This window comes from Burkholderia mycopellens (genome assembly GCF_964265025.1).
Lineage (GTDB): Bacteria > Pseudomonadota > Gammaproteobacteria > Burkholderiales > Burkholderiaceae > Burkholderia.
This window is the reverse complement of sequence record NZ_OZ183802.1, coordinates 3,356,158-3,369,198: the sequence shown is the minus strand read 5'-3', so window position 1 is coordinate 3,369,198 and position 13,041 is coordinate 3,356,158. Positions and strand designations below refer to the sequence as shown.

11 protein-coding genes are annotated in these 13,041 nt (G+C 67.3%); 5 read left to right on the top strand and 6 right to left on the bottom strand.

Features of this window, described 5'->3' with window-relative positions; all coding sequences use genetic code 11:
• Positions 1–15: 15 nt before the first annotated feature.
• From ACPTTC_RS15695 to rsmA, 4 genes are read left to right on the top strand one after another with little or no spacing between them, the layout of a single operon-like run.
• The gene (locus ACPTTC_RS15695) at positions 16–2,376 is read left to right on the top strand and encodes an LPS-assembly protein LptD (RefSeq protein WP_423393001.1); all 2,361 of its coding nucleotides are present in this window, start codon (positions 16–18) and stop codon (positions 2,374–2,376) included.
• A gap of 51 nt (positions 2,377–2,427) precedes the next feature.
• Positions 2,428–3,786: a peptidylprolyl isomerase gene (locus ACPTTC_RS15690; RefSeq protein ID WP_226200851.1), complete on the top strand. Its 1,359-nt coding sequence runs from the start codon at positions 2,428–2,430 to the stop codon at positions 3,784–3,786.
• A gap of 11 nt (positions 3,787–3,797) precedes the next feature.
• Positions 3,798–4,787 carry a 4-hydroxythreonine-4-phosphate dehydrogenase PdxA gene (gene pdxA, locus ACPTTC_RS15685; protein WP_423393000.1) on the top strand — a complete coding sequence of 330 codons (990 nt, stop codon included), beginning with the start codon at positions 3,798–3,800 and terminating at the stop codon, positions 4,785–4,787.
• A gap of 49 nt (positions 4,788–4,836) precedes the next feature.
• Positions 4,837–5,664, top strand: coding sequence for a 16S rRNA (adenine(1518)-N(6)/adenine(1519)-N(6))-dimethyltransferase RsmA (rsmA, locus tag ACPTTC_RS15680; protein WP_423392999.1), 828 nt, complete (start codon positions 4,837–4,839; stop codon positions 5,662–5,664).
• A 95-nt stretch (positions 5,665–5,759) separates the two neighbouring features.
• Here the strand turns inward: rsmA and ACPTTC_RS15675 are convergent, their stop codons facing one another.
• A complete protein-coding gene (locus ACPTTC_RS15675; protein WP_423392998.1) occupies positions 5,760–6,692 on the bottom strand; it encodes a DMT family transporter in 933 nt (310 codons plus the stop codon).
• 383 nt (positions 6,693–7,075) lie between these two features.
• Between ACPTTC_RS15675 and gloA the strand changes: the two genes are divergently transcribed.
• Positions 7,076–7,465 carry a lactoylglutathione lyase gene (gene gloA / locus ACPTTC_RS15670; RefSeq protein WP_043190639.1) on the top strand — a complete coding sequence of 130 codons (390 nt, stop codon included), beginning with the start codon at positions 7,076–7,078 and terminating at the stop codon, positions 7,463–7,465.
• Between the two features lie 108 nt (positions 7,466–7,573).
• On the opposite strand, the gene ACPTTC_RS15665 is transcribed toward gloA, so the two are convergent.
• Genes ACPTTC_RS15665 through glyQ form a run of 5 tightly spaced genes read right to left on the bottom strand, consistent with a single transcriptional unit; the run spans position 7,574 to position 13,016 of the window.
• Positions 7,574–8,461: a M48 family metallopeptidase gene (locus ACPTTC_RS15665; protein WP_423392997.1), complete on the bottom strand. Its 888-nt coding sequence runs from the start codon at positions 8,459–8,461 to the stop codon at positions 7,574–7,576.
• Between the two features lie 46 nt (positions 8,462–8,507).
• Positions 8,508–9,272 carry a lysophospholipid acyltransferase family protein gene (locus ACPTTC_RS15660; RefSeq protein WP_175956354.1) on the bottom strand — a complete coding sequence of 255 codons (765 nt, stop codon included), beginning with the start codon at positions 9,270–9,272 and terminating at the stop codon, positions 8,508–8,510.
• 43 nt (positions 9,273–9,315) lie between these two features.
• Complete coding sequence (gene gmhB / locus ACPTTC_RS15655; RefSeq protein WP_175970864.1) at positions 9,316–9,879, bottom strand: D-glycero-beta-D-manno-heptose 1,7-bisphosphate 7-phosphatase; 564 nt, start codon at positions 9,877–9,879, stop codon at positions 9,316–9,318.
• Positions 9,880–9,889: 10 nt separating this feature from the next.
• On the bottom strand, positions 9,890–11,989 hold the full coding sequence (gene glyS / locus ACPTTC_RS15650) for a glycine--tRNA ligase subunit beta (RefSeq protein WP_423392996.1): 2,100 nt from the start codon (positions 11,987–11,989) through the stop codon (positions 9,890–9,892).
• A 22-nt stretch (positions 11,990–12,011) separates the two neighbouring features.
• Entirely contained in the window at positions 12,012–13,016 is a 1,005-nt protein-coding gene (gene glyQ / locus ACPTTC_RS15645) for a glycine--tRNA ligase subunit alpha (RefSeq protein ID WP_011885965.1), read from the bottom strand.
• Positions 13,017–13,041: the final 25 nt, after the last annotated feature.

The following is a 13,041-nucleotide window of genomic DNA, read 5'->3' as shown; positions in this document are numbered from 1 at the left end:
TTCGCCAAACGATAGATGCCGCCCAAACCGCTATTCCCGAATGTTTTCCCCGGTGACGGGGCGCCGCGCAAACGGCGGCTCGCGCTCGCGCTCCTGGCCGTGCCCGGCCTCGTGCCGGCCGTGTCGTACGCGCAGCTGTCGGGCGCGGCCGCGCAGCCGCAGCCGCTCGACTCGCCGTGGGATCTGCGCCTCGCGCCCCAGCTCGAGGATCATCCGCTGAAGGACGGCTCGAAGCCGGCCGCCTTCGTGATCGCCGACCACACGAGCGGCACGGCCGAGCAGGATCTCGCCGCGAAGGGTTCGGCCGAGCTGCGGCGCGGTGACGCCGTCGTGAAGGCCGACGCGATCCACTACGATCAGGATACCGACATGGCCGATGCGTACGGCCAGGTCAGGGTGATCAATGGCGGCACGTCGTTCGCGGGCCCCGAGGCGCATCTGAAGATCGAGGCGAACCAGGGCTTCATGACGGCGCCGAAGTATCACTTCAACATGACGGGCGGGTCGGGCAGCGCGGAGCGCGTCGACATGGTCGACGACGAGCGCTCGGTGTTCGTCAACGGCACGTACACGGCGTGCCAGTGCTCGACGAACCCCGCGTGGTACATCAAGGGCAGCCGCTTCGACTTCGATATGGGCGCCGACGAGGGCACCGCGCGCAACGGCGTGCTGTTCTTCCAGGGCGTGCCGATCTTCGCGAGCCCGTGGATGACGTTCCCGCTGTCGGGCGAGCGGCGCAGCGGCCTGCTGCCGCCGACGTTCTCGATGAACTCGAGCAACGGCTTCGAGCTGACGCTGCCGTACTACTTCAACATCGCGCCGAACCGCGACCTGACGCTCACGCCGCGCATCATCTCGCGGCGCGGCGTGATGGCCGAGGCGACGTTCCGCTACCTGTCGCCGTCGTATGCGGGCACGTTTACGGCCAATTACCTGCCGGATGACCGGCTCGCGCACCGCAACCGCTACGCGATCTACTGGCAGCACCAGCAGAACTTCGGCGGCGGCTTCGGCGGCTACGTCTTCTTCAACAAGGTCTCGGACAACACCTATCCCGAAGATCTCGGTTCGTCGAACCAGTTCATCAACGGGACGCAGACGCTGTACCAGCAGGAAGCCGGCCTGACGTACAACAACGGCCCGTGGTCGGTGCTCGCGCGCTACCAGCACTGGCAGACGCTGCCGCCGTCGATCGCGCCGTACAGCCGCGAGCCGCAGTTGAACGTGAAGTACACGAAGTACAACGTCGGCGGCTTCGACTTCGGCGCGGAAGCCGACTATTCTCGCTTCCGCATCACGACCGCCGATGCGACCCAGGGTGACCGGATCGTCTTCAATCCGTACATCTCGTACGGGGTGTACGGACCCGGCTACTTCGTCGTGCCGAAGGTCCAGTACCACTTCGCGTCGTACGACCTGAACTACCTGTCGTCGACCACGCCGAACAACCCGAAGCGCTTCACCGAGTCGATCCCGACCGTGAGCTTCGACTCGGGGCTGATCTTCGACCGCTCGGTGCGCCTGTTCGGCCAGGACTTCATCCAGACCCTCGAGCCGCGCCTGTACTACGTGTACACGCCGTATCGCAACCAGTCGAACGCACCGCTGTTCGATACCGCGGAATCGGACTTCGGCCTCGCGGAGATCTACCAGCCGAACACGTTCGTCGGCAACGACCGGATCGCCGATGCGAACCGGATCACGGCCGGCCTCACGTCGCGCTTCATCGATCCGCGCACCGGCGACGAGCGTGCGCGCTTCGTGATCGCGCAGCAGTATTACTTCGCCGATCAGCGTGTCACGCTGAATTCCGGGCAGAGTGCCGTACTGGCGCGCCACTCGGACCTGATCGTCGGCGCCGCGCTGAAGCTCGGCTCGGGCTTCATGTCGGAGACGGCGTTCCAGTACAACCAGAACAACAACCAGCTCGTGAAATCGAGCGTCGGTTTCGGCTACAGCCCGGGCGAGCGCCGCGTGATCAACGTCGGCTACCGCTATACGCGCTCGAACACCACGCTCGACAACCAGCCGATCAACCAGTTCCTGGTGTCCGCGCAATGGCCGCTCACGCGCCGCCTGTATGCGATCGGCCGCTTCAACTACGACCTCGCCGGCGATCGCGTGGTCGACGGTCTGGTCGGCTTACAATACGACGCGGACTGCTGGGCGCTCGGGGTCGGGGTGCAACGGGCGGCGAACGGCATCAATTCGTCGGGACAGCAGAACTCGTCGACGCGAGTCATGATGCAGCTGACGCTCAAGGGCCTGTCGACCATCGACAACGGCCTCGTGTCCGCATTCCGCGCCGGGGTGGCGGGCTACACGCCGCTGCCGCCGTCGCCGCCGCCGATGTCCCGCTTCAGCAACTACGAGTAACGCCGGCTTGTCTGCACCGGTCAGCACGATTTCAATGGAGTTCCAGTGGCAATGAAGAAAACCCTTCGTTTCGCGGCAGTCGTGTCCAGCCTCGCTGCGGCCTCCGCGCTGCTCGCCGCCGCGCCGGCCGCGGCGCAGGCGCTCGGTTCGCAAGGTGCGCAGCTCGCTGACGAAGTCGTCGCGGTCGTCAACAACGACGTGATCACGGGCCGCGAACTCGACCAGCGTGCCGGCCTGATCGCGCGCCGGCTGCAGCAGCAGAACGCACCCGTGCCGCCGACCGACCAGTTGCGCGCGCAGGTGCTGAACCAGATGGTGCTCGAGCGTATCCAGGTGCAGAAGGCCAAGGACGACGGGATCCGCATCGACGACGCGACCGTGCAGTCCACGCTGCAGCGTCTCGCGCAGGCGAACGGCATGACGCTCGAGCAGTACCGCGCGCGTCTCGAGGCGCAAGGCGTGCCCTGGAGCATCTTCACGAGCGACGCGCGCACCGAACTGATGCTGTCGAAGCTGCGCGAGCGCGAGGTCGACGGCAAGATCACCGTGTCGGACGCCGAGGTCGCGAACTACATCGCGAGCCAGCGCGGGCCGAACGCGTCGCAGCAGCAGGACCTGCGCTTCCAGCACATCTTCATCAAGGCGCCGACCAACGCGCCGCAGGCCGACATCGAAGCCGCGCAGAAGAAGGCTGACGCGTTGCTGCAGCAGGCGAAGTCGGGCGCCGATTTCGAGAAGCTCGCAAAGAACAATTCGGAAGCGAACGACGCGAAGAAGGGGGGGGACCTCGGCTTCAAGGCACCGAGCGCGCTGCCGGCCGACGTCGTCGAGGCCGCGTCGAAGCTGCGCCCGGGCGAGGTCAACCCGACGCTGATCCGCGTGCCGGACGGCTTCGAGATCGTGCGTCTCGTCGATCGCCGCCAGAGCCAGGGCGCGACTGCCGCCGCACCGAAGATCGTCCAGACACACGTGCGCCACATCCTGCTGCGCGTGGGCGAAGGCAAGTCGGAAGGCCAGGCGCGCCAGCAACTGGTCGACATCCGCAACCAGGTCGAGGCCGGCGGCGATTTCGCGAAGTTCGCGCGCACCTACTCGCAGGACGGGTCGGCGTCGCAAGGCGGCGATCTCGGCTGGATCAGCCCGGGCGAGACCGTGCCGGAGTTCGAGCGCGCGATGAACAACCTGCAGGACGGCCAGATCAGCCAGCCGATCCGTACCGAGTATGGCTATCACCTGATCCAGGTGCTGAGCCGCCGCGAAGCGGAAGGTTCGGTGCAGCAGCAGATGGATATCGCGCGTCAGGCGATCGGCCAGCGCAAGGCCGAACAGGCATATGCCGACTGGCTGCGCGAGCTGCGCGATTCGTCGTACGTGCAGTACAAGATCGGCGGCGTCGGCCCGGCGAACTGAGCGAGCTTCGGATGACCACGCCCGCGCTGCAGATCGCGATCACGACCGGCGAACCCGCGGGGGTCGGCCCGGAGCTGACCGTGCAGGCGCTGCGTGACGCTGCGCGGCGCTGGCCCGACGCGCATTTCACCGTGCTCGGCGATGCGGCGCTGCTCGACGCGCGCGCGGCGGCCGTCGGCGCCGAGCTGGCCACGCTGGCCGGCGGCGGGCCGGTGTCGGTCGCACATCACGCGCTCGCCGTGCCCGTGCAGGCGGGCAAGCTGGACGCAGCGAACGGGCCGTACGTGCTCGGGCTGCTCGACGCGGCGATCGACGGCGCGCTGGCAGGCCGGTACGACGCGATCGTCACCGCGCCGCTGCAGAAGAGCACGATCAACGATGCAGGCGTGCCGTTCACCGGCCATACCGAATACCTGGCGGAGCGCACGCATACGCCGCGTGTCGTGATGATGTTGGCCGGTACCGGGCACAAGCCGCTGCGTGTCGCGCTCGCGACCACGCACCTGCCGCTGAAGGACGTGTCGGCCGCACTCACGATCGACGGGCTCGTCGAGACGCTTGCGATCATCGATCGCGACCTGCGGCGCGATTTCGGCCTCGCCGCGCCACGTATCGTCGTGACGGGCCTGAACCCGCACGCGGGCGAGAACGGTTATCTCGGCCGCGAGGAGATCGACGTGATCTCGCCGGCGCTGGCCCGCGCAAACGCGCAGGGCATCGACGCGCGCGGCCCGTACCCGGCCGACACGCTGTTCCAGCCGCGCCATCTTGCCGACGCCGATTGCGTGCTCGCGATGTTCCATGACCAGGGTCTGCCCGTGCTGAAGTATGCGACGTTCGGCGAGGGCATCAACGTGACGCTCGGGCTGCCGATCATCCGGACGTCGGTCGATCACGGCACGGCACTCGATCTGGCCGGCACGGGCCGCGCGGATCCGGGCAGCATGATCGCCGCGCTCGACACGGCCGTCACGATGGCGCGCCATCGCCGCACGGCCTGACGCGGCCCGGCTTCCCCTCTTTCGTCGTTTTTTTCGTTTTACTCAGTCGATGTCGAACAGCAGACAGCACCAAGGCCATTTCGCGCGCAAGCGCTTCGGGCAGAACTTCCTCGTCGATCACGGCGTGATCGACTCGATCGTTTCGACGATCGGCCCCGCGCGCGGCCAGCGCATGGTCGAGATCGGCCCCGGGCTCGGCGCGCTGACCGGGCCGCTGATCGAGCGGCTCGCGACGCCCGAGTCGCCGCTGCATGCGGTCGAGCTCGACCGCGACCTGATCGGGCGCCTGCAGCAACGCTTCGGCGCGCTGCTCGAGCTGCACGCGGGCGACGCGCTCGCGTTCGACTTCCGTTCGCTCGCGGCGCCCGGCGACAAGCCGTCGCTGCGGATCGTCGGCAACCTGCCGTACAACATCTCCAGCCCGCTGCTGTTTCACCTGATGACGTTCGCCGATGCGGTCATCGACCAGCATTTCATGCTGCAGAACGAAGTCGTCGAGCGGATGGTCGCGGAGCCGGGCACGAAGGCGTTTTCGCGTCTGTCGGTGATGCTGCAGTACCGCTACGTGATGGAGAAGATGCTCGACGTGCCGCCGGAATCGTTCCAGCCGCCGCCGAAGGTCGATTCGGCGATCGTCCGGATGATTCCGTACGAGCCGCACGAACTGCCGGACGTCGATCCCGTGCTGCTCGGCGAAATCGTCACCGCCGCGTTCTCGCAGCGCCGCAAGATGCTGCGCAATACGCTCGGCGACTATCGCGAGACGATCGATTTCGACGCGCTCGGTTTCGATCTCGCGCGTCGCGCGGAGGACGTGAGCGTGGCCGAATACGTCGGCGTCGCGCAGGCGCTCGCGGTGGTGCGCAAGGGCGGTTGAGGCCGGCCACGCGAGCTGGATCGGACGTGTGCCGAAGAGGCTGCCCCGCGGGCAGCCTTTTTATTGCGTGGATGCGCGCGTGTTGTGCACGGTCGTCATGTCCGCCGGCGTGGCGGCGCGTTGACGAGTGCGATGCCGGTCAGCACGAGCGTGGCAGCGGACATGAAGCGCCAGCCGACCGATTCGCCGAGCAGCAGCACGCCGAACGCGACGCCGAACAGCGGCGACAGGAACGTGAAGACGGACAATCGCGACGCACTGTAGCGCGTCAGCAGCCAGAACCACGACAGGTAGCTCACGAACGCGACGATCACCGACTGGTACGCGAGGCTTGCCACCGCAACCGGCGTGACGCGTGCGAACGACACCTGGCCGAACAGCTCGGCAAGCGCGACCAGCACGACCGCCGATACCGCGAGCTGGTAGAACAGCGTCTTGCTCGCGCTCGTGCGCGCGAGTGCCGTCGAGCGCACGACGACCGTCGTTGCAGCCCACATCGCGCCGCCGAGTATCCCGAGCGCATCGCCAGCCAGCCCGGCCAGTACCGATGCGCCGGGCGCCCGTGGCTTCAGGAAGCCGTCCGCGAACGCGAGTGCGATGCCGGCGAATGCCAGGCCGACGCCGGCCCATTGCGTGCGCTGCAGCCGTTCGCCCGGTGCGAACAGGTGCAGGCCGAGCGCGGTGAAGCACGGCGCCGTATACAGAAAGATCGCCATGTGCGACGCACTCGTCAGCGTCAGCCCGAAGAACACGCAGATGAATTCGCCGGCGAACAGCGCCCCGGCCGCAAGACCCGCACCGAACGTGCCGTCCGCCCGGAACAGCGGCGTGCCGCGCGAGCGGGCCCAGCCCCACAGCAGTACTGCCGCGATCACCGAGCGCAGCCCGGCCTGGAACATCGGCGCGATCGCGGCGTTCGTGCTCTTGATCGCGACCTGCTGGAAGCCCCAGATCGCGCACAGCAGCAGCATCAGGCCGACGGCGCGCGTGTCGAGCGCGCGGCGCACGGGGGCGGCGAGGGTGGTCATCGGCGAACCTCGCCGGTTCGGTATGGCGGCTGCAAGATCGGGAGGGCTGCGCATCCGGCGCGCTCGAATCGGCGGTTTCGCACGGCAGTGTGGCTGTAGGGGAGAGTGGTGGCCGCGTGCGGGCGGCGGGTCGCATGCCCGTTTTGGGTGCGAGGTGGAAGGATGTTACTCGATCGGTACGGTAGCCGGGTGAGCCGGATCGCGCCGGTTTCCGCCGTCGTACTCGCGCCGCCCGGCGCCGATCGGCGTATCGGCCGCGCTCCGGGCAAGCGCCCCGGTTGGCCGCCTCAGGCTAGGCGCTCCCGGCTAAGGCACCCCCGGCGAAGTTCATCCGACTCTGGTAGAGTTCCCGCTTCTGGAAAGTCCCCACAGGAGTACAACACATGCGATTGCTGCATACGATGCTGCGAGTCGGCGATCTCGACCGCTCGATCAAGTTCTACACCGAATTGCTCGGCATGAAGGTGCTGCGCCGCGACGACTATCCGGAAGGCAAGTTCACGCTCGCGTTCGTCGGCTACGGCGACGAAAGCGATAACACGGTGATCGAACTGACCCACAACTGGGATACGCCGTCCTATGACCTCGGCACGGGTTTCGGTCACCTCGCACTGGAAGTCGACGACGCGTACGCGGCCTGCGACAAGATCAAGGCGCAAGGCGGCAAGGTCACGCGTGAAGCGGGCCCGATGAAGCACGGCACGACCGTGATCGCGTTCGTCGAGGATCCGGACGGCTACAAGATCGAGTTCATCCAGAAGAAGGCGCACTGAGCGCCGGATGAACCGGGCTGCGGCGCGCAATGTGCGCCGCAGCAGCAAAAAAGGGCGATGCGGGGTGACCCGCGTCGCCCTTTTTCGTTGGCGGCGAAGCCACGCGCGTCAAAGCGACGGCAGCAGCTCGGGAGGATGATGCTTGAGCGTGTGCCGCGCCTCGCGGAACTCGGGGAAGATCGATTCGACGGTCTGCCAGAAGGCCGGGCTGTGGTTCATCTCGCGCAGGTGCGACAGCTCGTGCGCGACGACGTAGTCGATGATCGACATCGGGAAATGGATCAGCCGCCAGTTCAGCCGGATCTTGCCGTCGCTCGAGCAACTGCCCCAGCGCGTCGCGGCCGACGACAGCGCGTACACCGAATACGTGACGCCGAGCTTCTCCGCGTAGACCACGAGGCGCTCACCGAAGATCCGCTTGGCTTCGCCCTGCAGCCAGCCCTGCACGCGATCCTTGATCTGCTGCATGTCGGCCTGCACGGACAGCGGCAACGAGAGCCGCAGCGCATCGGCATCGAACGAGACGGCGCCCGCGCCGAGCGCGATCGTCACCGTCTTGCCGAGATACGGAAGCTGCGCGCCGTCGCGCCAGTCGATCTGCGGCAGCGCGCGCTGCTCGGTGCGCGTCTTCCACTCCGCGAGCTTCGCGAAGATCCAGCGCTGTTTCTCGGAAATCGCGGCTTCGATGTCGGCGAGCGTGACCCAGCGCGGCGCGGTGATCGACAGCCCGCTGCCGTCGATCGTGAAGCCGATCGTACGGCGCGCGGAGCGCTTCAGGCGGTATTCGAGCACGCGGCTGTCGAGTGCGAACGTGCGCACGCGCGAGCGGTCGGGTGCCGGGCCCGGATCGAGGGGCGCGGCGGGCGCCGCTTCGGGCGGCGCCGGCGGCGTAGCGGGCGCCGACGGTGCGGCGGCCGGCCCATCGAAGAGCGGCAGGTCCATCTGGCGATGATCGAGGGCCACGACGGCAGGCCGTGGCCGCGGACGCTGTTTCATCAGTTCGCTTCTTTTTGTCGTACGCAACGGCTGCAACCTGGAGGCGTCAGACGCGCGCGGCATCGCGCGTGCCGGCATTGCCCGCCTGGCGATACGAATCCGGATCGATCCGGCGCATTTCCGCTTCGATCCATGCTTCGACCTGCGAGTTCAATGCATCGGGCGTCAGCCCCTCGCTGGGGATCGGCTTGCCGATCGACACGGTGACGACGCCCGGGAATTTCGTGAACGAGTTGCGCGGCCACACCCGACCTGCATTGTGCGCGATCGGCACGACGGGTGCGCCGGTTTCGATCGCGAAGCGCGCGCCGCCCGTCTTGTACTTGCCCTGTTTGCCGACCGGCGTGCGCGTGCCTTCCGGGAACATGATCATCCATGCGCCCTCCGACAGGCGCTTCTTGCCCTGGCGGATCACCGAAGCGAACGCGTTCTTGCCTTCCTTGCGGTTGATGTTGACCATGTGCAGCAGCCCGAGCGCCCAGCCGAAGAACGGCACGTACAGCAGCTCGCGCTTGAACACATAGCAGAGCGGCTTCGGCATCAGCGCCGGAAACGCGAGCGTCTCCCACGCGGACTGGTGCTTCGACAGCAGCACGGCCGGGCCGTCGGGCAGGTTCTCGAACCCTTCGATCCGGTAGCGAATGCCGTTCAGCCAGCGCACGACCCACAGCGTCGACTTGCACCAGCCGGCCGCCATCCAGTAGCGCGCGTCGGGACGCATGAACGGAAAGGCGATGAAGCACGCGGTGGCGTACGGCACCGTGTACAGGATGAAGTAGATCAGCAGCAGCAGGGAGCGGACGAAGCGCATCGGCGTAAGTCTGGCGTTAGGGAGGATGCGCGCGGCGGCTGCATCACTCGTGTTCGTGTGAAAGGAAATCGAGCGCGAACGCGCGCAGGTCGTCGTGAACCTTCGTGCCGGGCGGCAGGTTGCCGGCGGCGAGCGTCTTCTTGCCCTTGCCGGTGAGCACGAGGTGCGGCTGGAAGCCGACCGCGACGCCGGCCTGCAGGTCGCGTAGCGAATCGCCGACGACCGGCGTGTGACCGGGATCGATCTCGAAGCGCTCGGCGATCATCTGCATCATGCCGGGTTTCGGCTTGCGGCAGTCGCAGTGATCCTCGGCCGTGTGCGGGCAGAAGAACACCGCGTCGACACGTGCGCCGACCGAGGCCGCCGCGCGATGCATCTTCAGATGCATCTCGTTGAGCGCGGCCATGTCGAACAGCCCGCGACCGATGCCGGACTGGTTGGTCGCGACGACCACGCGATAGCCTGCGTGGTTGAGCCGGGCGATCGCCTCGAGGGCGCCGGGCAGCGCGATCCATTCGTCGGGCGTCTTGATGAACGCATCCGAATCGACGTTGATCACGCCGTCCCGGTCGAGGACGACGAGCTTTCGGTTGGGGCTGGTCGGCATCGTGAGGCCCTTATGCGGCGAGCTTCGAGATGTCGGCGACGCAGTTCATCTGCTGGTGCAGCGCGGACAGCAGTGCGAGACGGTTCGCGCGCAGTGCCGGATCTTCCGCGTTGACCATCACGTCGTTGAAGAACGTGTCGACCGGCACGCGCAGCGCGGCGAGCGCCGACAGCGCGCCCGTGTACGCCCGCGCCTCGAGCTGCGACTGCACGTGCGGCGTTACGGCCGCGAGCTGTTCGTGCAGCGCCTTCTCGGCGGCTTCGACGAGCAGCGCCGGCTGCACCGCGCCGTTCGCGCCGCCTTCCGACTTCTTCAGGATGTTCGAGATCCGCTTGTTCGCGGCCGCGAGCGCTTCCGCTTCCACGAGATGCGTGAATTCGCGCACCGCGTCGAGGCGTGCGACGAGATCGTCGACGCGCGTCGGGTTCAGGCTCAGCACCGCGTCGATTTCACCGGCCGAATAGCCGCGCTCGCGCAGCAGGCCGCGCAGGCGGTCCATGAAGAACGCGAGGATCGCATCGGTCGATTCGGCCACGCCCGGCACGCCTTCGAAGCGTGCATGGGCCGTGCGCAGCAGCGACACGAGATCGAGCGGCAACTGCTTCTCGAGCAGCAGGCGCAGCACGCCGAGCGCGTGACGGCGCAGCGCGAACGGATCCTTCTCGCCGGTCGGTGCGAGGCCGATGCCCCAGATGCCGACGATCGTCTCGAGCTTGTCGGCGAGCGCGACGGCGGTCGACACGGGCGTGGTCGGCAGTGCGTCGCCGGAGAAGCGCGGCTGGTAGTGCTCGGCGCACGCGAGCGCGACGTCGTCGGCTTCGCCGTCGTGGCGCGCGTAGTACGTGCCCATCGTGCCCTGCAGCTCCGGGAACTCGCCGACCATGTCGGTCAGCAGGTCGGCCTTCGCGAGACGCGCGGCGCGCTTCGCGAGCGTGGCGTCGGCGCCGATCGCGGGCGCGATCTCGCCGGCCAGCGCCTCGAGGCGCTCGACGCGTGCGAGCGCCGAACCGAGCTTGTTGTGGTACACGACGTTTGCGAGCTGCGGCACGCGGTCGGCGAGCGGCTTCTTCTTGTCCTGCTCGAAGAAGAACTTCGCATCGGCGAGGCGCGGGCGCACGACGCGCTCGTTGCCTTCGATGATCTCGCCCGGCGTCTTCGTCTCGATGTTCGACACGATCAGGAAGCGCGAGCGCAGCTTGCCGCCGACGTCGGTCAGCGCGAAGTACTTCTGGTTCGTCTGCATCGTGAGGATCAGGCATTCCTGCGGGACCTGCAGGAATTCGTCCTCGAAGCGGCACGGGTAGACGACCGGCCATTCGACCAGCGACGTCACTTCGTCGAGCAGCGACTCGGGCATCACGACGGTATCGCCGTTCGCGTGTTCGTTCAGCTGCGTGCGGATCGTTTCGCGGCGATCGGCGAAGTGCGCGATCACGCGGCCCTTGTCGCGCAGCGTGTCGGCGTACGCGCGCGCATGCTGGATCGCGACGAGGCCGTCGGACAGGAAGCGGTGGCCGAGCGTCGTGTCGCCGGCGTCGACGCCGAATGCGGTGACGGGCACGATGCGATCGTCATGCAGCACCGTCAGGCGATGCACCGGGCGCACGAACTTCACGTCGGAGCCGTCCGGGCGCTGGTAGGTCATCACCTTCGGGATCGGCAGCTTCTCGAGCGTTTCGTCGAGCGCGGCCTGCAGGCCGTCGGCGAGCGTCGCGCCGGCTGCCGAATAGTTGATGAAGAACGCTTCGGCCTTGCCGTCCTGTGCGCGCTCGAGATCGGCGATCGACAGGTTCGGGTGGCCCAGCGCCGCGAGCTTCTTCGCGAGCGGGGCCGTCGGCTTGCCTTCGGCGTCGAGCGCGACCGACACGGGCAGGACCTTTTCGCGGACCTGCTTGTCAGGCGCGACGGCGCGCACGTTCTGCACGACGACGGCGAGGCGGCGCGGCGTGGCGTAGCGTTCGAACACGAGTTCGCCTTCGACGAGGTCGCGCGCCGCGAGGCGTTGCGCAAGACCTTCGGCGAATGCGTCGCCAAGGCGCGCGAGGGCCTTCGGCGGCAGCTCTTCGGTCAGCAGTTCGACGAGCAGGGGGGCGGGATGATTGTGCGTCATGTTTGGAATGAATCTCGTCTCGTCAGTCCTGATCGATCTTGCGTTCGACCTTGAGCGGCGGCGCCCACGCCGGCTGTGCGGCATCCTGGGCGTCGGTGGTGAGGCCCGGCACGCCCGGCGGGTTGCCGAGCATCGGGAAGCCGAGCTTCTCGCGCGAGTCGTAGTAAGCCTGGGCGACGAGACGCGACAGCGCGCGGATGCGGCCGATGTACGCCGCGCGCTCGGTGACCGAGATCGCGCCGCGCGCATCGAGCAGGTTGAACGTGTGGCCGGCCTTCAGCACGAGCTCGTACGCGGGCAGCGCGAGCTGGGCGTCGATCATCTTCTTCGCTTCCGCCTCGTAGCTGTTGAAGAACGTGAACAGCAGGTCGACGTTCGCGTGTTCGAAGTTGTAGGTCGATTGTTCGACCTCGTTCTGGTGGTAGACGTCGCCGTACGACAGGCGGCGCAGCTCGGGGCCATTCGGGCCTTGCTCTTCCCATTCGGTCCACACGAGGTCGTACACGTTCTCGACCTTCTGCAGATACATCGCCAGGCGCTCGAGGCCGTACGTGATCTCGCCGAGCACCGGCTTGCAGTCGAGGCCGCCGACCTGCTGGAAATACGTGAACTGCGTGACTTCCATCCCGTTCAGCCACACTTCCCAGCCGAGGCCCCACGCGCCGAGCGTCGGGTTTTCCCAGTCGTCCTCGACGAAGCGCACGTCGTTCTGCTGCAGGTCGAAGCCGAGCGCCTCGAGCGAGCCGAGGTACAGGTCGAGGATGTTCTCCGGCGCCGGCTTGAGCACGACCTGGTACTGGTAGTAGTGCTGCAGGCGGTTCGGGTTCTCGCCGTAGCGGCCGTCCTTCGGGCGGCGCGACGGCTGCACGTATGCGGCGCGCCACGGCTCGGGGCCGACCGCGCGCAGGAACGTGTGGACGTGCGACGTGCCCGCGCCGACTTCCATGTCGATGGGCTGGAGCAGGGCGCAACCCTGCTTGTCCCAGTAGGACTGCAGCGTCAGGATGATTTGCTGAAACGTAAGCATGAAGAGCCTTCGTGGCGCTGGCGCT